13 protein-coding genes and 1 pseudogene are annotated in these 23,027 nt (G+C 66.2%); 7 read left to right on the top strand and 7 right to left on the bottom strand.

Features of this window, described 5'->3' with window-relative positions:
• Positions 1-37: 37 nt before the first annotated feature.
• From QN347_RS11940 to QN347_RS11965, 6 genes are read right to left on the bottom strand one after another with little or no spacing between them, the layout of a single operon-like run.
• Positions 38-1,348: a glycoside hydrolase family 1 protein gene (locus tag QN347_RS11940; protein ID WP_322163922.1), complete on the bottom strand. Its 1,311-nt coding sequence runs from the start codon at positions 1,346-1,348 to the stop codon at positions 38-40.
• 28 nt (positions 1,349-1,376) lie between these two features.
• A complete protein-coding gene (locus QN347_RS11945) occupies positions 1,377-3,062 on the bottom strand; it encodes a GMC family oxidoreductase (RefSeq protein WP_322163921.1) in 1,686 nt (561 codons plus the stop codon).
• On the bottom strand, positions 3,062-3,682 hold the full coding sequence (locus QN347_RS11950; protein WP_189674615.1) for a gluconate 2-dehydrogenase subunit 3 family protein: 621 nt from the start codon (positions 3,680-3,682) through the stop codon (positions 3,062-3,064). Before QN347_RS11950 ends, QN347_RS11945 begins: the two co-directional genes overlap by 1 nt.
• Positions 3,679-4,737, bottom strand: coding sequence for a sugar phosphate isomerase/epimerase (locus QN347_RS11955; protein WP_322163920.1), 1,059 nt, complete (start codon positions 4,735-4,737; stop codon positions 3,679-3,681). Before QN347_RS11955 ends, QN347_RS11950 begins: the two co-directional genes overlap by 4 nt.
• A gap of 5 nt (positions 4,738-4,742) precedes the next feature.
• Positions 4,743-5,858 (bottom strand): Gfo/Idh/MocA family oxidoreductase, encoded by a 1,116-nt coding sequence (locus QN347_RS11960; protein ID WP_322163919.1) that lies wholly within the window; start codon positions 5,856-5,858, stop codon positions 4,743-4,745.
• 58 nt (positions 5,859-5,916) lie between these two features.
• Positions 5,917-6,573: a TetR/AcrR family transcriptional regulator gene (locus tag QN347_RS11965; protein ID WP_322163918.1), complete on the bottom strand. Its 657-nt coding sequence runs from the start codon at positions 6,571-6,573 to the stop codon at positions 5,917-5,919.
• A 135-nt stretch (positions 6,574-6,708) separates the two neighbouring features.
• Here QN347_RS11965 and QN347_RS11970 point away from each other — a divergent pair, with 135 nt between their 5' ends.
• The 7 genes and pseudogenes from QN347_RS11970 (at position 6,709) to QN347_RS12000 (ending at position 21,598) form a co-directional block, all read left to right on the top strand.
• Positions 6,709-7,815, top strand: coding sequence for an LLM class flavin-dependent oxidoreductase (locus QN347_RS11970; RefSeq protein WP_322163917.1), 1,107 nt, complete (start codon positions 6,709-6,711; stop codon positions 7,813-7,815).
• The gene (locus QN347_RS11975; RefSeq protein WP_322163916.1) at positions 7,812-8,390 is read left to right on the top strand and encodes an NAD(P)H-dependent oxidoreductase; all 579 of its coding nucleotides are present in this window, start codon (positions 7,812-7,814) and stop codon (positions 8,388-8,390) included. Before QN347_RS11970 ends, QN347_RS11975 begins: the two co-directional genes overlap by 4 nt.
• Positions 8,387-10,768, top strand: a complete 2,382-nt coding sequence (locus QN347_RS11980) for a glycoside hydrolase family 3 protein (RefSeq protein ID WP_322163915.1) — start codon at positions 8,387-8,389, stop codon at positions 10,766-10,768. Before QN347_RS11975 ends, QN347_RS11980 begins: the two co-directional genes overlap by 4 nt.
• A gap of 104 nt (positions 10,769-10,872) precedes the next feature.
• Positions 10,873-13,140 carry a TonB-dependent receptor gene (locus tag QN347_RS11985; protein ID WP_322163914.1) on the top strand — a complete coding sequence of 756 codons (2,268 nt, stop codon included), beginning with the start codon at positions 10,873-10,875 and terminating at the stop codon, positions 13,138-13,140.
• A gap of 103 nt (positions 13,141-13,243) precedes the next feature.
• A complete protein-coding gene (locus QN347_RS11990) occupies positions 13,244-16,576 on the top strand; it encodes a glycosyl hydrolase (RefSeq protein WP_323494038.1) in 3,333 nt (1,110 codons plus the stop codon).
• Between the two features lie 143 nt (positions 16,577-16,719).
• Positions 16,720-17,820: pseudogene (locus QN347_RS11995) on the top strand (IS3 family transposase).
• A gap of 370 nt (positions 17,821-18,190) precedes the next feature.
• Positions 18,191-21,598: an amidohydrolase family protein gene (locus tag QN347_RS12000; RefSeq protein ID WP_322163912.1), complete on the top strand. Its 3,408-nt coding sequence runs from the start codon at positions 18,191-18,193 to the stop codon at positions 21,596-21,598.
• A 276-nt stretch (positions 21,599-21,874) separates the two neighbouring features.
• Here QN347_RS12000 and QN347_RS12005 read toward each other — a convergent pair whose 3' ends face one another.
• Entirely contained in the window at positions 21,875-22,969 is a 1,095-nt protein-coding gene (locus QN347_RS12005) for an alpha/beta fold hydrolase (RefSeq protein WP_322163911.1), read from the bottom strand.
• Positions 22,970-23,027: the final 58 nt, after the last annotated feature.

Genomic DNA, 23,027 nt, shown 5'->3' on the forward strand with positions numbered 1-23,027 from the left:
AGATGTGTATAAGAGACAGGCTAGCGGCGCGCGGATCTCAGAGCGCGTTGCGCCGTGCGATCGCGCCGAGCACGGCGGCGCTCGGCTTGGCGGTGCGGCGGAAGGTGACGCGGTCGAGGCTGTGCAGCCCGAACTTGGGCGTGTAGCCGAACACCCATTCGAAATTGTCGATCAGCGACCAGTGCAGATAGCCCTTCACCGGCACGCCCTCGTCGATCGCCTTCTTGAGCTCGGCGAGCGCCGCGGGGATCAGCGCCACGCGCAATCGATCGTCGGTCGCGTTGATGCCGTGTTCGGTGACGATCACCGGCACGCCGCTTACGGAATGCGCATAGCGCACCGCATTGGCGAGCGAGGCGGGGTAGATTTCCTCGCCCGCATCGTTGACCGGCGCTCCGCGTGGCACGGGCAGCTTGCCCGAGGAATCCCACAGCGTCCGCGTGTAGTTCTGGACCCCGACGAAATCGTCGGCGCGCGCCGCGTCGAGCCACGCGGCGTAGAAGCGCGCGCGCTTGGCGTCGCGAACGCTGTTCGGGCCGACCGGCTGATCGTCGATGATGGCAAGGCTGACGCCGACCGGCAGATCGGGCCGGACCGCCTTGATCGCCGCGCGGCCCAGCCGGTGCGCCGCCAGCAGGTGCTTTTGCGTAAGCAGCGGATCGGCGACGTAGAGCGCACTGCCCGCGGAATAGAGCGGGACGCCGCTCGCACGTGCCGCGGCGGCGGCCATCGCCTTGTCGGTTTCCATCAGCCGTTCGCCGACTCCCGCCGGGAGGAGCTCGCTCAGCAGCCCGTTGAGATTGGGCTCGTTGAGCGTGGTCGCATAGCTGATGCCGTGCGCGAGGTGCCGCGCGGCGTGGTCGCAGAAGCGCGCGAACAGCGCGGGGCCTTCGGGGTTGGTCCAGCCGCCGGCTTCGGCAAACCAGCGCGGGGTGGTGAAATGGTTGAAGGTGACGAACGGCGTCAGCCCGCGCGTGCGGCACCCCTCGATCATCGCGGCATAATGATCGAGCATCGCTTGCGAGAATTGCCCGCGCGCCGGCTCGATCCGCGCCCATTCGAGGCTGAAGCGATAGGCGTTGAGCCCCATCGCGCGGACCAGATCGAGATCGGTCGGCCACAGGTCGAAGCTGTTGGCGGCATCGCCCGACGGCTCTGCAAACGCAGTCGGCTTCGCATGCTCGAGCGGCCAGAGGTCGCTGTTGATGTTGTTGCCCTCGACCTGATACGCCGCGGTGGACGCGCCCCACAGGAAGCCCTTGGGGAAGCTCGGGCTGGCAGATCGGCCGAACGCCGGGGCGGCGAGCGACGCGGCTGTCGCCGCCAGCAGGGTACGACGGTCGATCATGCTCTCTCTCCGGAAAAGGTCAGGCGCATTACAGCGTGCCAGCGCGCAGCATCGACACGGCCGCATCGCAGGCGCGCGCGGTGAGCGCGAGATAGGTCAGCGACGGGTTCTGCGATGCCGACGAACTCATCTGCGCGCCATCGGTGACGAACAGATTGGCGACGTCATGCGCGCGGCTCCATTTGTCGAGCACCGAAGTGGTCGGATCGAGCCCCATGCGCGCACCACCCATTTCGTGGATCGCGGAGCCGCCGGGCCCAGGCTGGTCCATCCCCATCACCACCTGGCCGCCGACCGCACCGAGCATCGCCGCCGCCTCGGCCTTGGCGTCGGCGAGCGCGGCATGCTCCTCCTTGCCGTGCGCGAAAGCGATGTTGAGCGCGGGCGCACCGTTCGCGTCGATCTTTGCCGGATCGAGCGTCAGCCGGTTGCTCGCGCGTGGCATCGATTCGGCGAAGGTGACGAGGATCATCTTCCAGTCGCCCGGCGTGCGCAGGTGCGTCTTGAAGCCGTGGCCGATCCCCGCCTGGCGCTTGCCCTGCGTCCACGTGCTCTGCAGCGCGCCGCCCTGGAACGAATAGCCGCGCGTGAAACCGTTGCCGTCGAGCGTCTCGAGGTTGCGGAAGCGCGGGATGACGATGCCGGTCGGGCGATTGCCGAAGGTGGTATGCTGCTCGAACCCCGGCATGATCGCGATCGCCGACAGCGTCGTCGCGTGGTCCATGATGTGCGTGCCGAGCACGCCGCTCGAGTTGGCGAGGCCGTTGGGCATCGCTTCCGAGTGCGAGCGCAGCAGGATGTGGTTGGTGTTGAACGCACCGGCGTTGAGGAAGACGAGCCGTGCGGTGGCGCGGTGGCGTTCCTTCTTGGCGGTGTCGAGGAAACGCACGCCGGTCGCGCGGCGCGTGACGGGATCGTAATCGACGCCCTCGACGACGCTGTCGGTGACGACGGTAAGCAATCCGGTCTTCATCGCCGCCGGTAAAGAGGCGCTTTGCGTCGAGAAATAGGCGCCGTAGGAGCAGCCCCGCGCACAGATGCTGCGATACTGGCACGCGCTGCGCCCGTCCTTCTCCTGCGTCAGATTGGCGGTGCGGCCGATCGTCAGCCGCCGTCCGGGCCAGCGCGCGCTGATCCCCTCGCGGACATGCTGCTCGACCACGTTGAGCGGCATCGGCGGCTGGAAATGCCCGTCGGGGAGCTGCGGCATTCCCTCGGCCGCGCCCGAGACTCCGACGAAATCCTCGACGCGGTCATACCAAGGCGCGAGCTCGGCATAGCGGATCGGCCAGTCGGTGCCGTTCCCGTCACGCTTGTTGGCGCCGAAATCGTAATCCGACCAGCGATAGCATTGCCGCCCCCAGGTCAGCGAGCGGCCGCCGAGATTGTACGAGCGGAACCAGGTGAATTCGCCGCCGGCGGGCGTGGTATACGGGTTCTCGTCGTCGCGGCAGAAATGGTCCTGCGTGAATTCGGTGAAGTGGCGGTTCTTCGACTGGACGGGATAGACCGACGCATATTGCTCGGCATCGCCGAGCCCGCGGAACGGCAGGTCCCACGGCGCGAGCGTCTCGGTCTTGTAGCCCGTGCCATGCTCGATCTTGGGCCCGCGTTCGATCATCAGGACCTTGAGGCCCTTCTCGGTCAGTTCCATGGCGGCGAACCCGCCGGTGATGCCCGAGCCCACCACGATCGCGTCGAAATTCACCGTCATCATCCAAACTCCACCGCGGTCCAGTCACTCGAATACGCATGCATGCCGGGACGGAGCGGCAGATCGGGGTCGAAGCGACCCGGCACCAATTCGTAGGTGAGTTCCTTCGCGCCACCGGGCTGCGAGGTGTAATAGCCGGTCAGCAGCAGCCCCTTGATCTTGGGCCACGGGCCGGTCGACTGGTGGTTGGCGAAGGCGGCGCCGTCGAGCGTGTCGAGCGCGGCCTGCTGGCGCGCGAGCGGGGCGGCGAGGAAATCGCCATGCGCCTTGCGGTCGAGTTCTTCCTCGAGCCAGGTCAGGTGATCGAGCGAACCGTCGGGCCGGCGATACCGCGCGGTCGCGCCCTGGATCGCGGCGCCGCCGTCGGGTGTGCGCGTCCCGTCAAGGCCCGCGGCGAGCGCGAGCAGCAGAAAGGCGTCGGCGCCGACATCGGCGCCGCCGGGCGTATCGGTGCGCGGGATCAGGATCTGCGCGACCTGCTGCGCGATCAGCTTTTGCCGGTCACTCGGTTCGTCGTCGGTCGGCGCGCGCATCGCGCGCAGCACCGCGATCGGCACCGCAATCACACCGAGCGCGAGCGCGCCCGCACCGATCATCTCACGGCGGTCGAAGCTGGTCATGCGTCAAGTCCCATCAGCCGCGCATTGAGCGCGCGGTCGCTGCCGCTGGCGGCGAAATCGTCGAAGGCGTGGTCGGTCACCGGGATGATATGGCGCGCGATGAACGGCGCGCCTTCGGCGGCACCCGCCTCGGGATGTTTCAGCGCGCACTCCCATTCGAGCACCGCCCAGCCGGCGAAGTCATATTGCGCCATCTTCGAGAAGATGCCGGCAAAGTCGATCTGGCCGTCGCCGAGCGAGCGGAACCGGCCGGGGCGGTCGACCCAGCCCTGATAGCCGCCATAGACTCCCGAGCGGCCCGACGGGCGGAACTCGGCGTCCTTGACGTGGAAGCACTTCACGCGGTCGTGATAGATGTCGAGGAAGGCGAGATAGTCGAGCTGCTGCAGCAGGAAGTGGCTCGGATCGTAGAGGATGTTCGCGCGCGGGTGGTCGCCGACTTCGGCGAGGAAGCGCTCGAACGTCACGCCGTCGTGGAGGTCCTCGCCGGGATGGATCTCGAAGGCGAGGTCGACCCCGACATCTTCGAACGCGTCGAGGATCGGGCGCCAGCGCCGGCCAAGCTCGGCAAAGGCGTCCTCGACCAGCCCCGCCGGGCGTTGCGGCCAGGGATAGAGATAGGGCCAGGCGAGCGCGCCCGAGAAGGTGGCATGTGCCGCCAGCCCGAGATGCGCGCTGGCGCGTGCGGCGAGCTTGAGTTGCTCGACGGCCCAGGCCTGCCGTGCCGTCGGATTCCCGCGGACCGCTTCGATGGCGAAGGCGTCGAACTGCGCGTCGTAGGCGGGGTGAACCGCGACAAGCTGCCCTTGGAGGTGCGTCGACAGTTCGGTAACCGCGAGCCCTTTCTCGGCGAGCATCCCGGCGATGTCGTCACAATAGGTCTTGCTCTCGGCGGCGCGGGCGAGGTCGAACAGCCGCGCATCCCAGCTCGGGATCTGGACGCCTTTGTAGCCGAGCCCTGCCGCCCAATCGGCGATGTGCTCGAGGCTGTCGAACGGTGCCGCGTCGCCGGCGAACTGCGCCAGGAAGATGCCGGGGCCTTTGATCGTGCGCATGGGGGTCAAACCTCGAAATCTACCCAGCCCGCATCGGCGCGGCTGGCGGTGACGGCCAAATGGATGAACGCCATTCCGCGGAGACCTTCGTCGATCCCGGGGACGAGGCTGCCGGGCTCGCCACGCAGCTGTCGCGCGAAATCGCGATAGAGATTGGCGAACGCTTCGAGATAGCCCTCGGGATGCCCGCCCGGCGTCCGGCTGGCGGCGCGTGCTGCGTCGCCAAGCCCGGCGTCGCCCGCCTGGACCAGCTCGGTACGGCCATCGGCGTGATGGAGCGTCAGGACATTGGGCGATTCCTGCCGCCAGTCGAGCGCGCCGCGATCGCCATAGACGCGCAGCCGCAGCCCATTGCGCTCGCCGAGCATGATCTGCGAGGCGAGCAGGACGCCGCGCGCGCCATTGTCGAAGCGCAGCAGCACCTGGCAATCGTCGTCCAATCGGCGCCCCGGAACGACCGCGGCGAGATCAGCGAGCAGCCGCGTCACGCGCAGCCCTGTGACGAATTCGGCGAGATGGAAGGCGTGGACCCCGATATCAGCGATCGCGCCGCCTTCGCCCGCGCGCGCCGGATCGAGCCGCCACTCGGCCTGCTTGCCGGCGCCTTCGCCCGCCAGCCAGCCTTGCGGATATTCGACGACGACCTTGCGGATGGTGCCGACGAGCCCCGCCGCGATCCGCGCGCGTGCCTCGCGCACCAGCGGGTAGCCCGAATAGGTGTAAGTCAGTCCATAGGGGAGGGCGGCGTCGGCGACGAGGCCGGCGAGCGCGTGCGCCTCGGCGAGCGTCGCGGTGGCGGGCTTGTCGCTGAGCACCGGGATCCCCGCGGCGAGCGCGGCGCGGGCGGCTGGCAGATGATGATGGTTGGGGGAGGCGATCGTGATGAAATCGATCGCGTCGTCGCGCGTCGCTTCGCCCGCGAGCAGCTCCGCGACATCGCCGTACGCTCGCGACGGGTCGATGCGATAAGCCTCGCCCGCGGCGCGTGAGCGCTCTAGCGTGCTGCCGAACGCGCCCGCAACCAGCTCGATCTCGCGGTCGAGTTCGGCGGCAATACGGTGGATCGGGCCGATGAACGCACCCGGCCCGCCGCCGACCATTCCCATGCGCAAACGCCGCATCCCACTCCCATTCTGTTATCAGAATTACAGTTCTGATAAGCGGCAGCAGGGTCGGTGGTCAAGCGATCCGCGGCGAAGTGGTGAGAAAGGCTGCGATCATCCGTGCGAGATCTTCCTTGAGGATCTGCCAATCGCCATCCCACGCCGATCCCATCGTCGAGCCGAAACCGAGATAGCGTGCGATCGACGAATAGAGGATGCGATAGGCCGAATGCACCGCGCGCTCGGCGTCGGGCTGCGCGATCTCGGCGCTGTGCTCGAGCAAGGCCGCGCAGACGGCATCGGCGATCTCGGCATAGCGCGCCTTGCCTTGCGCAGCGACGACGGTGTCGGTGCTCGCGCGGATCATGAACGGTCGCGTCACGTCGGCGAAACGGCGAAGCGATTCGGCGGTGCCTTCGACCAAGCGATCGACGAGTATGACGAGATCGGACGCCTCGGTCCGCGCCGACTCGACCATCGCGAGTTGCTCGGCATTGACGCGTTCGAGCACACGCGTCTGCACCGCATGCACAAGATCGTCCTTGCTGTCGAAGCGGCAGTAGATCGATCCGATCGACACCTTGCCGCGTTTGCCGACCTCATTGAGCGTGAAGTCGTCGGTGCCGCGCTCGGACATCAACTCTTCGGCAGCAATCAGCATGCGTTCGAACGACGCACGGCTGCGACCTTGTTGCGGGGCGCGGACCGCGCTGATCTTGGTTTCGACGTTCATAGCAGGACGCGTTCTACGGCACTTGCCGCGCAAATGGGACTGGACATATCAGAACTACCGTTCTAGTTCTAAATCCTACAACGATGCGGGATGGCCGGCAAGGCATCACCGCGTGAGCGTGCGAGGGGATAGACTATGCGATTTTCGGTTTTCCTGAATGCCCGATCGATGGCGCCGGAAGACGATCGTGCGCTGATCAAGGATCTGGAGGGGCACGCGACCCGCGCGGCCGCGCTCGGCTTCGATGCGATCTTCCTGCCCGACCACCATTTCAACGGCTATATGCCGATCGCGTCGGACAGCTACATGTTCGCGGCCTATCTCGCGGCAAAGCTGCCGCAGATGTATTTCGGCTTCTCGATCACGTCGGTGCCGCTGCATCATCCGGTGCGCTTCGTCGAGCGGATCAACATCCTCGACCAGCTGACCGACGGCAAGCTGCTCGTCGGCGTCGGCAGCGGCACGACGCCCGAGGAAATGATCGGCTTCGGCGTCAATTATCAGGACGCCGGGGCGATCGCCGACCGCAATCTTGCGATTGCCGAGCAGCTCTGGGCCAAGGGTGTCGAGGATCCCGCGGTCGAGATCGACAATGGGCCGTATAAGGGCCGTGTCCTCCAGCGGATCGCACCAGCGGCCTATACGCCGCGACACGCCCGGCTGATGCCCGTTGCGATGAAGGAAACGAGCGCCCGGCGTGCTGCGGAAAATGGCTGGCCGGCGTTCATCCCGGCGTTCACCCCGCCGGTGATCGGCGGGACCGAGCCGCTCAAGCACGTAACCAAGCATTTCACCGCCTATCGCACGATGCTCGAAGCGGCGGGCCACGCGCCCGAAATCGTCGCCGACGCGCTGTCCTGGTCGACGCATACCTATCAGGTCGTCCACCTCGCCGAGACCGACGAACAGGCGCGGACCGAATTGCTCGAAATCCTGACGAGCTATCAGGAAGCGATCGAGCGCGAGGCGGCGTTCAACGCGCGCGCCGAGACCGATGGCGCGAACAAGAAGACCGATCGCACCCCGAACGCGCTGACCGAGGACTGGATCGGGACGTGGTGTCTCTATGGCAGCCCCGAGACGGTGATCGAGCATCTCAAGCCCTATGCGGCGCTCGGCATCGGCAACATCCTGTGCGGCACGACGACCGGCCCGCTGACGGCGGAGCGGTTGCGCTATGCCGACCAGACGCTCGAACTGCTGTCGACGCGGGTGATGCCGGCGCTGCGCGACGCGGCATGAGCGTTCGTCGTAAGCGGATCGTCGGGATCGGCGGCACGCTGCGCGCCGGTTCGAGCAGCGAGCGGCTGGTGCGCGCGGTGCTCTCCGCCTGCGCCGATGCGGGGGGCGAGACGACGCTGTTCGACGGCGCTGCGCTCGCGCGCTTCGGGCATTTCAATGTCGAGGACACTACTCGCACCGACGAACAGCGGGCCTTTATCGAAAGCGTGCGCGCGGCCGACGGTCTCGTGCTCGGGACGCCGGGGTATCACGGCGGGGTCTCGGGGCTGGTCAAGAACGCGATCGACTTGCTCGAGGATCTGCGCGGCGACACGCGTCCGTATTTCGAGGGGCGTCCGGTCGGGCTGATCGTGTCTGCCGCCGGGTGGCAGGCGGGCGGCGTGACGCTGAGCGCGTTGCGCGGGATTGTCCACGCGATGCGCGGCTGGCCGACGCCGATCGGCATCGCGGTCAATTCGGTCGAGCAGCGGCCGTTCGATGCGAACGGCGATCTGGTCGACGCCGGCATCGCCTCGGCAGTTTCCGCGCAAGCGCGGCAGATCATGACCTTCGCACTCGAGGCGCACGCCGCATGACCGATCCGCTTTCGCTCGAAGAACAGGCCAGCCTCTCGGCCGGCGGCGCGATGTGGTCGACGCTGGCGCTGCCCGCGCACGCCATTCCAGCGGCCACGATGGCCGATGGCCCGATGGGGATCGCCAGCGGGCGCGTCGACGAACGCGACGTGTCGCTGCTGACGCCGTGCGGGACGTCGCTTGGCGCGAGCTGGGACGTCGATCTCGTCGCGCGGGTCGGCGCGCTGGTCGGCGGCGAAGCCGTTCGCTGCGGCGTCGACGCGGTGCTCGCGCCCAACGTCAATCTCGCGCGCAGTCCGCTTGCCGGGCGGGCGTTCGAATATTTCTCGGAAGATCCCTATCTCACCGGCGCGCTCGGCGCGGCCTGGACGACCGGCCTGCAGTCGACCGGCACCGCCTCGGTGGTCAAGCACCTCGTCTGCAACGACAGCGAGACGGCGCGCGACACGGTGAACGTCGTGGTCGACGAACGCACGCTGCGCGAAGTCTATCTGCTGCCGTTCGAGCTCGCTGCGGCGGCCGGGGCAGGGGGCATGCTCGCCGCCTATAACTGCGTCAACGGCAGCTATTGCGCCGAGCAGCATCATATCCTGACCAATATCGTGAAGGGCGAATGGGGCTTTGGCGGCGTCGTGATGAGCGACTGGTTCGGCACGCACAGCACCGTGCCGACGATCACCGCGGGGCTCGACCTCGAAATGCCGGGGCCGGCCCGCTTTCTCGGCGCCAAGGTCGGCGCGGCGGTCCTGGCCGATCAGGTCGATCCCGCGCGCGTGGCCGATGCCGCCGCGCGGGTCGCGGGCTTCGCGCGGCGGTTCACCGGTGCCAAGACTCCCTCGATCGCCACGGCTGATGTCGACGATCTGTTGACCGAAGCCGCCGCGGCGGGCTTCGTGCTGTTGCGCAATCAGGGCGACCTGCTGCCGCTGGTTCCCGGTCGCGATGCGACGATCGCGGTGATCGGGCCCAATGCCGATGCGCCCTGCTATCAGGGCGGCACCTTCGCCAAGATCGCGGTGACGCCCGATGCGGTGCGCCCGCGCGAGGCGATCCGCCGCCACTATGCCGGACAGGCGCGGATCGTCCACGAGGTCGGCGTCGATCCGCAGCCGCGACTGCCCTCGATGCCGGTTCGCCCCGAGCGCGATCTCGGCGACGGCTGCACCGTCGGCATGACGATCGACTATTTCGACGACACCGCTGTATCGGGCACGCCGCGCTTCAGCGAGACTCGCGCGACCAATTCGCTCGTCTGGTTCGTCGGCGTCCATGAGCAGGGTGCATGGGACCGCCCGGCTGCGATCCGCGCGCGCGGCTGGTTCACGCCCGAGCGCGACGGCGACTATCGTTTCTATCTCGGTGGCACCGGCGCGGTGGCGATGACGGTCGACGGCACCGAGGTGCTGCGCCGCGACGAGGCCGTAACGGCGTCGGACGTGATGGGTACGCTCAAGCGCGGCGATGCCGATTGTTCGATCGTGCCGCTCGTGGCGGGCCGCGACGTCCTCGTCGAGATCGTCTTCCGGCACACGCCCGCGCGGGTCCAGGGATTGTGGTTCGGCGTTCGCACGCCCGATTCGGCGCAGGCGATGCACGATCGCGCGGTGGACCTCGCGCGCAGCGCCGATGCGGTGATCCTGGTGGTCGGCGAGACATCGGATTCGAGCGTCGAGAGCAAGGACCGTGTCGATACGCGGCTCGCTCCCGAGCAGATCGCGTTGATCGAAGCGGTGACGGCGGCGAATCCGCGCACCGTGATCGTCGCCAATGTCGGCCATGCGTTCGATGCCGCCTGTGCCGAGCGCGCCGCCGCCGTGCTGGTCGCCTGGTATCCTGGGCAGGCGTTCGGTCGCGCCTTGGCCGAAGTGCTTGCCGGGGATCGCGAGCCGGGCGGGCGGATGCCGGTGTCGATCGCGCGCGACGAGGCCGACTATCCCGCGCTGGGGCTCACGCCCGACGCTGACGGTAACCTTGCGTATTCGGAGCGACTTGCCGTCGGCTGGCGCGGTATGGAGACGCCTGCCTACGCGTTCGGCAGCGGCATGGGCTATGCCCGCTTCGCGATCGAACAGCCGACGATCGACGGCGCGCGCGTCGGCGTGACGGTGCGCAATCTGAGCGAACGCGACGGCGGCACCGTCGTCCAGGTCTATCGCTCCGCCCCCGAGCGCGCGTTGGTCGGGTTCGCGAAGGTCTTCGTCGCGGCAGGCGCGCAACGCCGAATCGCCATCGATATCGAGCCGAGAATGCTGCGCGTCTGGACCGCGGACGGGTGGGCAGCGATCGCCGGGCCGCTGTCGCTGCACGTCGGACAAGCGTCGGACGATCTTCCACTCGTCATCACGATGGAGGCCGTTCCGACCGTCTTGACGGCATAGCTATATTGGTATTAGAACGCTGATTATAATTCGACGATGGTGTCGATCATGAAATGCGGGCGGTGCCGGATGGCGACCGACCCGCGGATGAAGGGGAGGACAGCATGAACACATCCGATTTCCTGCGGCTCATGGCCACGACGGCGCTGATCACCACCGCGCTGCCGGCGATGGCGCAGACCGAGCCGGCGCCTGCGCCGACCACGCAACCGGGCGCTCCGGCGGTTGCCGCAGCCACGGGCGACCAAGCCCCTGCCGACCAGCTGCAGGACATTATCGTCACCGCCAACCGCGTCGAATCGAGCGCGCAGAAGACCGCCACGGCGTTGACGGTTTATAGCGGCGCCGACCTCGCCGCTGCTGGCGTGACCAACGTCACCAACCTGCAGCGCATCGATCCGAGCGTGAACATCGTCTCCTCGACCGGTGCGGCCTATGTCGCGATCCGCGGCATTGCCTCGACCGACGTCACCGAGATCGGCGATCCGTCGGTGCCGATTGCGCGCGATGGGTTCTTCACCAACCGCTCGTTCAGCATCGCCACCTCGATCTACGATCTGCAGCGCGTCGAAGTGCTGAAAGGGCCGCAGGGGACGTTGTTCGGGCGCAATTCGACCGGCGGCCTGATCAGCCTGATCACGCGGCGGCCGGGCAAGGATCTCGGGGGCAATTTCTCGCTCGAGGCCGGCAACTACAAGACGGTCAACGCTGAAGCGGGTATCGATATTCCGCTCGCGAGCTGGGCGCAGCTGCGCCTCTCGGGCGTCGCGCGCCGGCATGACGGCTATCGCGAGCTGCTCGGCGTCGGCGGTCGCGGCGATGACGATCAGACGACGTCGGGTCGCGTCACCCTGGCGGTGCAGCCCTTTGCCGGGTTCGACGGCATGATCCAGTATCAGCATGACGACATCAACAATGTCGGCGATGTCGCGGCGATCCGTCCGATTGCGACGATCCTTCCGGCAAGCTTCGATGAGAAGCAGTTCGTCAATTACGCGCCGACCTTCAACCGCATCAATGGCAACCGCATCCGCTGGGAATTCAGCTATGATCGCCTCCCGCTCGGTCTGACGCTGACCTATGCTGGTGGGTACGACTCGCAGCAGTGGCGCCATGCGCTTGACGCAAGCGGCAACGCGGCCAACCCGGTCAACTTCCGTCAGGCCGAAAATCCCGACACGTGGAACCACGAAGTCCGCCTCGCCACGCCGCAGGGCCGCGCATTCTCGGCGCAGGTCGGCTATTTCCACTTCGACGAGTCGAACTCGCTCGACAGCGGATTGCTGCAGCTGTCGGGGCAATATGCCGGGCAATATCTGGTCCGCTTCCGCTACAATACCAAGACCAGCTCGGACGCCGTCTTTGGTCAGGCGAGCCTGCGCGTGACCGACACGCTCAAGCTGACCGCGGGCGCGCGCTACACCTGGGACAAGAAGGACCGCACCGGAACCTCGCAGCTGCGCTGCGATATCGCGCATATCCCGGCGTTCCTCTATCCGATCATCGGGTGCCTGGGGAACCCGCCGATCCTTCCGGGGCTGGGCAACGGCACCTTGCGCCAGCAGCGTCCGACCTTCCTTGGCGGGATCGACTGGACGCCGACCGATCGCAATCTCGTCTATGCGAAATATTCGTCCGGCTACAAATCGGGCGGCTTCAATTCCAACGGATCGGCGCCGTCGGTCGATTACGGCCCCGAGAACGTCTATTCGTGGGAGGTCGGCACCAAGAACCGTTTCGCGGATCGCAAGCTGCAGCTCAACGCCGATATCTTCTACCAGAACTACAAGGGCTATCAGGCGTCGCAGGCTTCGCCCGTGGTCTCGTCGGGGTCTGGCGTGTTCAACATCGGTAGCGCCAAGATCTACGGCGCCGAGGCGCAGTTCATCGCCTTGTTCGGTGCCGCGCGCCTCGACCTCAACGGAACCTACCTGCACGCGCAGTTCGACAAGAATATCGGCACGGTGAGCAGCACCGATCCGGTGACCGGTGCGGCGGTGTCGCGCAACGTCTCGGGCAACGATCTGCCCAACGCGCCGCGCTTCGCGCTGACCGGTGGGCTCGAATATCGCTTCGACTTCGCCAATGGCGCGACGCTGACGCCGCGCGTCGATGGGAAATATTCGACGGCCTATTATTACAGCGTGTTCAACGACGCCGACACGCGCCAGACGGCGTATGCGACGGGCAATGCGCAACTGACCTATGCGCCGGCGGGCGGGCACCTGCAGATCTCGGCGTTCGTTCGCAACTTCACCGACAAGGCGGTGTTCGCGAACGCGACGCGCAACTTCACAGCGATCCCGTCGATCAACACCTATCAGTTCCAGCCGCCGCGGACCTACGGCATGCGGTTGAGCTTCAAATACTGATCGTCGCGGGCAGTGCCGGCGTCCGCGCCGTCGCTGCCCGTCTGGATCTGGTCATGGCCGTCGCGTCCAGGCAGCGGCCAACCATGCTGGAAAGGCCTCCGATATGATGCGCGCGCGTGCCCTCCTTTTGCTCGCGGCGCTGCTGAGCACGACCGCGGCGAACGCGCAGCCGGTTGCCGCGGCCGATCCTCTGGTCGATGGCTTTCGCGATCCCCCCGCCAGCGCGCGACCGCGCGTCTGGTGGCACTGGTTGAATGGCAACATTACCGAAGATGGGATCACCAAGGATCTCGAATGGATGCACCGGATCGGCATCGGCGGGGTGCAGACCTTCGACGCGACGCTCGGTACGCCGCAAATCGTCGAGCGGCGGCTGCCCTATATGACGCGGCCCTGGAAACATGCCTTCGCGCACGCCGTGGCGACCGCCGATCGGCTGGGGCTCGAATTCGCGATCGCGGCCTCGCCCGGCTGGAGCGAGACAGGTGGTCCGTGGGTCGCGCCGCGCGATGCGATGAAGAAGCTCGTCTGGAGCGAAACCGACATTGTGGGCGGAACGCGTTTCCGCGGTGTGCTGGGGCCGCCGCCCGTAACGACCGGACCGTTCCAGGATATCGCGTTCAAGAATGACGAACCGGGCGGCGCGCCCGTCGCGTCGCCAAAGCCGAGTTTCTACACCGACGTCGCAGTTCTGGCGTACCCGATCGCCGAGGGTGGCGCGCCGCGCGTGACGGCGAACGACGCTATCGGAACGCCCCTCGACGCCGCGGCGCTCTCGGATGCATCGCTGGTCTCCGCCGTCGATGTCGCAAGGGGAACGGCCGCCGCGCCGGGACTGGCCATCCTGCGGTTCGCCGCCCCGCGCACCATCCGCGCAGCGACGGTATTCATCAGCGATGCCAAATCGACGTTTTCCGCGCCGGTGCTGCGTCCGATCATCGAGGCAGAGGTCGATGGCCGCTGGCGCAAGCTCGCCGACGTTCCGCTCGGGGGCGTCCCGACGACGGTGTCGTTCGCACCCGTCCGCACGCGCGCGGTACGGCTGGTGCTCGTCCCGACCGCCGTGTCGGGGCCAAGGCCGATGAGCATCGGCGCGCTGGGTGCCGAGATCATCGACATATTCCCGAAAGCCCCGCAGGGCCCAACAGTCCGCCTCGGCATGTTCCGCGTAAGCGATGCCGCGCGAGTCCATCGCGCCGAGACCAAGGCGGGGTTCGACATCGCGCTCGACTATTATGCGCTCGACGCGCCCGCGAGCCCGGGGGTCGATCCCGCACGCGTGATCGACCTCACCACCCGGCTGCACCCCGACGGCACGCTCGACTGGAGCCCGCCGCCGGGGCGTTGGCGGATAGTGCGGCTGGGTTCGACGCTGCTCGGCAAGACCAACCATCCCGCGACCCCCGAGGCGACCGGGCTCGAGGTCGACAAATATGATGCCGCAGCGGTTCGGCGGTATCTCGAAGCCTATCTCGACCTTTATCGCGACGCCGCGGGCAAGGACGCGATCGGCAAGAGTCTTGGCGCGCTGCTAACCGATTCGATCGAGGTCGGCGCATCGAACTGGACGCCGGACATGGTATCCGCGTTCAAGCGGCTCCGGGGCTACGACCCTACGCCGTGGCTGCCCACGCTGACCGGGGCTGTGATCGGCTCGGCGAAACGGAGCGACGCGTTTCTGTACGACTATCGCCAGACGCTCGCCGATCTGCTCGCCGATGCGCATTATGGAACGCTCGCTGCGGTGGCGCATGAGCATGGGCTGAAAGTCTATGGCGAAGCGCTCGAAGACAAGCGTCCGGTGCTCGGCGACGACATGGCGATGCGGGCGCATACCGACATTCCGATGGCGGCGATGTGGACGTATGGCGCCGAAGGGCCACGCGCTACGCTGATCGGCGATGATCGCGGCGCGGCGTCGGTCGCGCACATCTATGGGCAGAATTTGGTCGCGGCCGAGTCCCTGACCGCCGCTTTTTGGCCGTGGGCGTTCGCGCCGGCCGATTTGCGGCCGATGATCGACCTGGAATTCGCGAACGGCATCAATCGGCCGGTGATCCACACCTCGGTCCATCAGCCGCTCGACCGGGCGCCGGGGCTCAGCCTGGCGATGATCGGGCAGTATTTCACGCGGCACGAGACCTGGGCCGAGCTGGCGCGACCTTGGATCGACTATATCGCACGCACCAGCTTCCTGCTGCAGCAGGGGCGCAATATTGCCGATCTGGCTTACTTCTATGGTGAGGAAGCGCCGATCACTGCACTCAACGCGGTCACACCGTTGGCCGACGTGCCGCCTGTCTGGGGCTGGGATTATATCAATGCACCCGCGCTGACCGATGCGGTAACGGTCGAGCACGGGCTGATCGTCGCGAAGGGCGGTGCGCGCTACAAGGCGCTTTATCTCGGTGGCACCTCCCGCCGCATGACGCTGCCGACGCTGCGCCGCATTGCCGCGCTCGCCGAGGCGGGGGCGACCGTGATCGGCAAGGCGCCAGATAGCAGCCCGAGCCTTGCCGACGATGCCGCAGCGTTTGCAACGCTTGTCGCGCGGTTGTGGGCCGGGGGGCAAGAGACGCGGGTAGGGGCCGGCCGCGTGATCGCTGTCGACAGCGTCGCGCAAGGGCTGGCGCGCGCCAAGATCGCCCCCGATTTTCAGCATAGCGGACCAGCCGACGCCGAGTTGGCGTTCGTGCATCGGCGCACCGCTGACGCGGACATCTATTGGATCGACAACCGCGGAAATCGAGTCGCGCAGATCGATGCCACCTTTTCGGTAAGCGGTAGGATTCCGGAACTGTGGCATGCCGAGACCGGCCAAAGCGAGTCGATCTCCTGGCGACGGTTCGGCGGGTCAACCGTGACCCCGCTTACGCTAAAGGCGCATGAGTCCGTGTTCGTCGTATTTCGCAAGCACACAGCGCTAAGCAGCGAGACTGTCGCACCGACCGTCGAGACGCTCCTTGCAACGCTGAACGCGCCATGGTCCGTGACATTCGAGCCGGGGCGCGGAGCGCCTGCCAAAACCACGATGACCGTGCTGCAGCCGCTCGATAAAAGCGCCGATCCGGGCATCCGCTATTTCTCGGGAATTGCGACGTACCGCAGTGGGTTCGAACTGCCGCAGGCAAGCGCGGCAAAATCGGTGGTGTTGGACCTTGGCAGCGTCGGGGACGTGGCGGAGGTGCGGATCAACGGGCTGAGCTTGGGGACGCTGTGGCACCCACCGTATCGCGTCGATATCGGCAGCGCTGTCCACACCGGCCGCAATACGATCGAAGTGCGGGTTGCCAACCTTTGGGTCAACCGCCTGATCGGCGATGCGCAGCCGAACGCGGAGAAAGTGACCTTCACCACCCTACCGACGTATCGCGCAGATGCGCCATTGCGGACCTCCGGCCTGATAGGGCCGGTGGTGCTATCGACTCAGCGTTGAGAGAAATTTCGACCGCGCTGAAATCCTCATGCGGATACAAGTGAACGCCCTTAAGTTGCCTCGCCGCAAATCCATCGGCTCCTAGACGGTTTTGAGGTGGAAAAGTCCAGTTTAGGATTGAGGGTCAGGCAAGGGGGTGAGCGATGGAAAGATCGAAGTTCAGCGAGGCGCAGATCGCGTTCGTGTTGAAGCAGGCCGAGGACGGCACGACGATCGGCGAGGTGTGCCGCAAAGCCGGGAGCAGCGATGCGACATTCTATGCCTGGCGCAAGAAATACGCCGGTTTGACGCCATCGGAGATGCGGCGATTATGCCAGCTCGACGATGAGAATGCGAAACTCAAGCGGTTGGTGGCGGACCTGGGTCTCGACAAGGCGATGTTGCAGGATGAGGCCGTTTGACAATCGATCCGGGGGATCGATTGTAGGCCGAAAGGGTCGCGAACGCTCTGAGGCCTGATCGGCGGCGTCAGCTTGTCGACGACATCCGGGGCATCTGGTCCGTCAGTATCCGACGGGCGTGCAGCGTGCTTCGGGCGGAGCGATCGAGCTACCACTATCGTGGACGCCCCGCGGATCAGGCCGACCTGAAGAAGCGGATGCAGGAGATCGCTGAAACGCGCGTGCGTTACGGCTATCGCCGGATCCATGTGCTGCTCCGGCGGGAGGGATGTGAACGCGAAGCGTGTTTATCGGCTTTACAGGGAGTTGGGGCTGCAGCTGCGACAAAAGCCACCGAAGCGCCGGGTGAAAGCAAAGCTGAGAGAAGGACGCTGCGCGGCGTCGTGTTCGAATGAAGCATGGGCCATGGACTTCGTCCATGACCAACTCGCGACGGGATCGAAGCTGCGCATCCTGACGGTGATCGACCCGTTCAGCCGGTTCTCGCCAGCAGTAGTGCCACGGTTCAGCTTCCGGGCGCCTGACGTGATCGCCGTGCTTGACCGGGGCTGCGGTGGGGTCGGCTATCCAGCCTCGATCCGGGTGGATCAGGGCAGCAAGTTCATCTCCCGAGACCTTGACCGGTGGGCGTACATGCGGGGTGTCGTTTTGGACTTCTCGCGGCCTGGCACGCCGACGGACAATGCGTTCATCGAGAGCTTCAACGGCAACTTCCGGGCGGAGTGCCTGAACCAGCACTGGTTCATGAGCCTCGAGGACGCGGTCGGAAAATGCGAGACTTGGCGTAGGGACTATAACGAGGTGCGACCACATGGCCCGTCCTGGCCGGCAGGAACTGGATGACGCCCAGCCGGGTGGTCCAAGAATGGGTAGCAGCTCAAACAATGGCCAGTCTCTGGTTGCGGCTGGATCAAAGACGGGAGTCACGTCAGCCCGCATCTTTGCTTATTAACGAAGATCTGCTGGATCTTGCGGACACATCTTTGGGGAAGGCACGGATTTTTTTCGACGATGTTATATCTGCCGATTTAAAGCGCCGAAACCTCAGTCTTAACGCGCATTCGAGCGACTGTCGGCCTCTCAAGACGATCAGGCGGGTCAGAAGCAACCCTTTGATTGTTGACAGTCAAACGCCTGCGTGGGCCCTCGATCTTTCAGGGTGACCGCGGCTGCGGATTGGTTAAGCTGGGGCGTAACAGGAGATCCGCGAACCGTGAAGCACACCTATACCGCTATTGTCTCGTGCCTGTTCGCCACGCAGCTTTCGGCACAGACCGCGCCGCCGCCAGTGAACAAGCCGGTCGAGCAGACCCAGGGGCCGGAGAACACGGCGATCGCCCCGGTCCCGGAAAAGACCGGCACGTTGCCCCTGCCGCCCGTCGCGCCCACCGCGCCCGTGTCCGTCGCCACGCCGAAGAAACCGCCCGCCTGGAACGTCAACGCGCCGCGCGGCCTGAAAACGCGTGAAGTGCCGATCCGGGTCGATGAAGGCAGTTGGATGAACGTGGACGTCTCCCCCGACGGCCGCACGCTCGCGTTCGACCTGCTCGGCGATATCTATACCATGCCGATCATCGGTGGCACGCCGACGCGCATCGCCGACGGGTTGGCGTTCGAGCACCAGCCGCGCTTCTCGCCCGACGGACGACGCATCGCCTTCACTTCGGATCGAGGCGGTGGCGACAATATCTGGGTGATGAACGCCGATGGCAGCGACAAGCGCCAAGTGACGAAGGAGGATTTTCGCCTCCTCAACCAGCCGAGCTGGAGCCCGGACGGGCGCTTTATCGCGGCGAAAAAGCATTTCACCACCGGGCGTTCGCTCGGCACCGGCGAGATCTGGCTGTATCACGTGTCTGGCGGCGGCGGCGTGCAGTTGGTCAAGCGCGCGAGCGAAGTGCTGCAGAAGGAATTGGGGGAGCCGATCTACGCCCGCGACGGCAAGAGCATCTATTACTCACGCAACGTCTCGCCCGGCCCGATCTTCCAATATGCGCAGAATTCGCGCACCGACCTGTTCGACATCGAGCGCTACGATATCGACACCGGCGAGGTTACCACGGCGGTTTCGGGCGTTGGCGGATCGGTGCGCCCGACGCCGAGCCGCGACGGCAAACGCATCGCGTTCGTGCGACGTGAGGACAACGTCACCAAATTATGGGTCAAGGATCTGGCAAGCGGCGTCGAGCGCGTGGTGTATGGCCCGCTCGATCGCGACGTGCAGGAAACCTGGGCGGTGACTGGGGTGTATCCCGAAATGGCCTGGACGCCGGGCGACAAGGAGATCGTTTTCTGGGCTGGCGGCAAGCTGCGACGGATCGCGGTGGACGGCAGCGGCGCGGCGGTCATCCCGTTCCGCATCGACGATACGCGCGTGATTGTCGATGCGGTGCATCCGCAGATCGAGGTGGCACCGGCGACGTTCACGACCAAGATGCCGCGCTGGGCGACCGTCTCGCCCGATGGCCGCACGGTGGTGTTCGAGACGCTTGGCAAGCTGTGGATCAAGCCCGCAGCCGGCGGCACCGCGACCCGGCTGACGCGCGGTGGCGACGAGTTGGAGCTGTTCCCGAGCTGGTCGCGGGACGGGCGGACGATCGTGTTCGTTGGCTGGAGCGATGCCGGGCTAGGCCAGGTCCGCGCAGTTGCGGCAGGCGGCGGAAACGCACGCACCGTCACCACGGTTGCTGGCCATTATCGCCTCCCGCGCTTCTCGCCCGATGGCAAGACGATCGTGTTCGAACAGGGCGAGGGCGGCAATCTGACCGCGGCGCGCGGCGCCGCGGGCACTGGCGCGTACCGCGTTGCGGCGACCGGTGGCGCGCCGGTGCGCATCAGCAAGGATGCCGCCAGACCGCAGTTCGGCGCGACCAGCGACCGCGTGTTCCTCATCGTCACCGAAAAGGACAAGCACCAGCTGATCAGCGCCGGGCTCGACGGGCAGGACCGCCGCGTCCATGCCGAAGGCGAACTGGTCAACGATTATCAAGTCTCGCCTGCAGGCGATTACATTGCCTTCCGACAGAATTACGAAGCGTTCGTCATGCCGCTGATGCCGGGCAAGCAGGCGGTGGCTACCGACGGATCGGCCAAAGCTGGCCCGCTGCCGATCACCCGCGTGAGCGGAGACGGCGCAGACTTCATCAACTGGTCGAACGACGGCAAGGCGCTCCACTGGAGCGCCGGCCCGACGCTCTACACCGCGCAGACCGCGGCGCTCTTCCGCGACGCACCGGCAGGCGAGGATGCGCCCAAGTTCGCCGCGCCGCGTATCGGCGTATCGCTGGCGATGCCTGTAACCGCCGCCAAGGCCACTGGCAGTGTTGCCCTCACCGGTGCCCGCGTCGTCACGATGGCGACGAAGGATGGCGGGATCATCGACGACGCCACGATCCTCATCCGGGGCGACCGCATCGTAGCGATCGGTCCGCGCGGCTCGGTGACGATCCCCGCGGGCACCAAGACGGTCGATGTCGCCGGGAAGACGATCATCCCGGGGCTCGTCGATGCGCATGCGCACGGGCCGCAGGGCGAGGACGAGCTGGTGCCGCAGCAGAACTGGTCGGCGATGGCCAATCTCGCACTCGGCACGACGACGATCCACGATCCCTCGTCGCGCTCGGCCGAGATCTTCCCAGCGGCAGAAATGCAACAGGCCGGGATGCTGCTTGCCCCGCGGACCTTCTCGACCGGGGAGATCATCTACGGCGCGAAGGCCGCGGATGTCTATGCCCAGATCGACACCTACGAAGACGCGCTTGCCGTCGTCCGCCGCCTCAAGGCGCAGGGCGCGCACAGCGTGAAGAACTACAACCAGCCACGTCGCGAACAGCGCCAGATGGTCGTCGCCGCCGCGCAGGCCGAAAACATGGAGGTGGTGCCCGAGGGCGGCTCGCTGTTCACGCTGGACATGAGCCTGGTGCAGGACGGCAATTCCACGGTCGAGCACAACGTGCCTCTTGAGCATTTCTACGCCGACGTGGTCAGCCTGTGGTCGCAATCAACCGTCGGCTATACGCCCACCTTGGTCGTCGCCTATGGCGGCCCAGCGGGGGACCCGTATTGGCGCGCACATAGCGACGTGTGGCGGCATCCGCTGCTTCGCCGCCATGTGCCGCCTGCCTTGCTCGCCGCGCAGAACGCCCGCCGCGAGATCGCGCCGGAAGAGGATTATGTCGATGGCGCCACTGCGCGCGAGGCGAAGAGGCTCGCTGACAAGGGTGTGCCGGTGGCGATCGGCGCGCACGGCCAGCAGCCGGGGCTGGGCGCGCATTGGGAATTGTGGAGCTTCGTGCGCGGCGGTTTCACGCCGGTCGAGGCCCTCCGTGCCGGTACGATCGAGTCGGCACGCTCGCTGGGTTACCAGAAGGATGTCGGCTCGCTGGAGGTCGGCAAGCTTGCCGATCTCGTCGTGCTCGATGCCGATCCCAGCGTCGACATCCGCAACAGCGACAAGGTCGTGCAGGTCATGCTCGGCGGCCGGTTGTACGACGCGGCGACGCTGAACGAGGTCGCCACCGGAACGCGCACGCGGCTGCCATATTGGTGGGAAGGCGCGAATGGCGGCTTGGGGACGGGTGCGCGGATCACGGTCGGCCACGGCTACGGCGACTTGGATTAAGCGCGATGCGTTTGGCAGCGCTTTGGACGGAAAGCTGCTTTAGCTGCGTACATGTTGGCTATCAGCAAGACGCTGCACGCAATCGTTCGCAGCCTATTTTCCAAGTCGCAAGCCTGTGCATGAAAACTGAAGGTCGACCAGCAGCTGTCGCGGCAAAGCTGCCGGTCAAACTCAGCCGGACCGAGCCGACATCACATTGTGCATGAACGGCAGGTTTCGGGGGGGGGGCAAGGGACGCCCGAACGGCGACTTCTGGGTCGTGATGATTATGGCGCATTACTCGGTGCGCTGGAGCAGTTCGACCAGATCCTGCTTCCAGAAGCGCGCCGCGGTGTGTGTGCCGTGGCCGCGTGTTTCCGCGGTTTCCGGAATGAGCCGGAAGCGGGCGTCCTTCATCCGCGCGACCGCCTGCCGGGGATAATCGAGGTTGCGCGGGTTAATGAAATCGTCTGCGGAATTGATCCAGGTCGTCGGCACGGTGATCGCCTCCAGCCGAGGCCATGGTGCGTAGGTGCGCGACGCGTTGATCTGGTAAATCAAATCGTTGGCGTCGGTCGCGGCGATTGATGCCGCCACCCGTTCGCGCGCGAAGGCCTCCGCCGCTTGGCGATGCGGATAATGCGACTGGAAATAGAGCGGGGCCGCCCCCGCCACGAACAGCAGGCTCGCGGCAGTTCGCAAGCCCTGCGTCGGCGGCGCGCGATAGTCGCCGCCGGCCCAGGCCGGGTCCGCCTCGATCCCCTCCACCGCAAGTTCGCGCCACATGCGGTTCAACCCGGCGATCTCCACAGGCTCGCACGCGAGCGGCATCAGCGCGCGAACGTAATCGGGATGCGTCTCCCCCCATATCAGGCTGTGCATGCAACCCATCGACGTGCCCATGATGAGACGCATCCGCTGGATGCCCAGCGCATCGCGCAACAGCCGATACTGCGCTTCGACCATATCGTCATAATCGTACTGCGGAAAACGCATGTGCAAGCCGTCCGACGGCTTTGACGATTTGCCGTGGCCGATGCCATCGGGCAGGATGATCCAGTAGCGCGCGATGTCGAGCGGCTGGCCGGGTCCGTAGAGCTCGTCGGCGAATTGCGGGCTGAGGAACTGGCGGCCGGTACCGCCGGTGCCGTGGAGCACCATCACCGCATTGTCGATTTCGCCCCGCGCGTTGCGGTGCGGTTGCCCGAGCGTGGTGTAGGTGATGCGGAGTTCGGGCAGGGTTTCCCCAGACTTGAAGCGGAAATTGCGAAAGGTGACCTGCGCATCGCGCGCGGGCCACCTCGACGTCTGCGCGGCGGGCGCGGTCGCGGCGGCGAGCGGAGGGGTTTGCGGTGCGCTCGCCTGGGCGAGGAGGAGGAGCAGGGTCAGCATCGCGTCAGTTTGCGGTAAAACGGCCCATGCGCCAAGCGGCTTGGCCTAGCCGGCGCAA

The sequence above is a fragment of the Sphingomonas sp. 10B4 genome (genome assembly GCF_035019905.1).
GTDB classification, from domain to species: Bacteria; Pseudomonadota; Alphaproteobacteria; order Sphingomonadales; family Sphingomonadaceae; genus Sphingomonas; species Sphingomonas glacialis.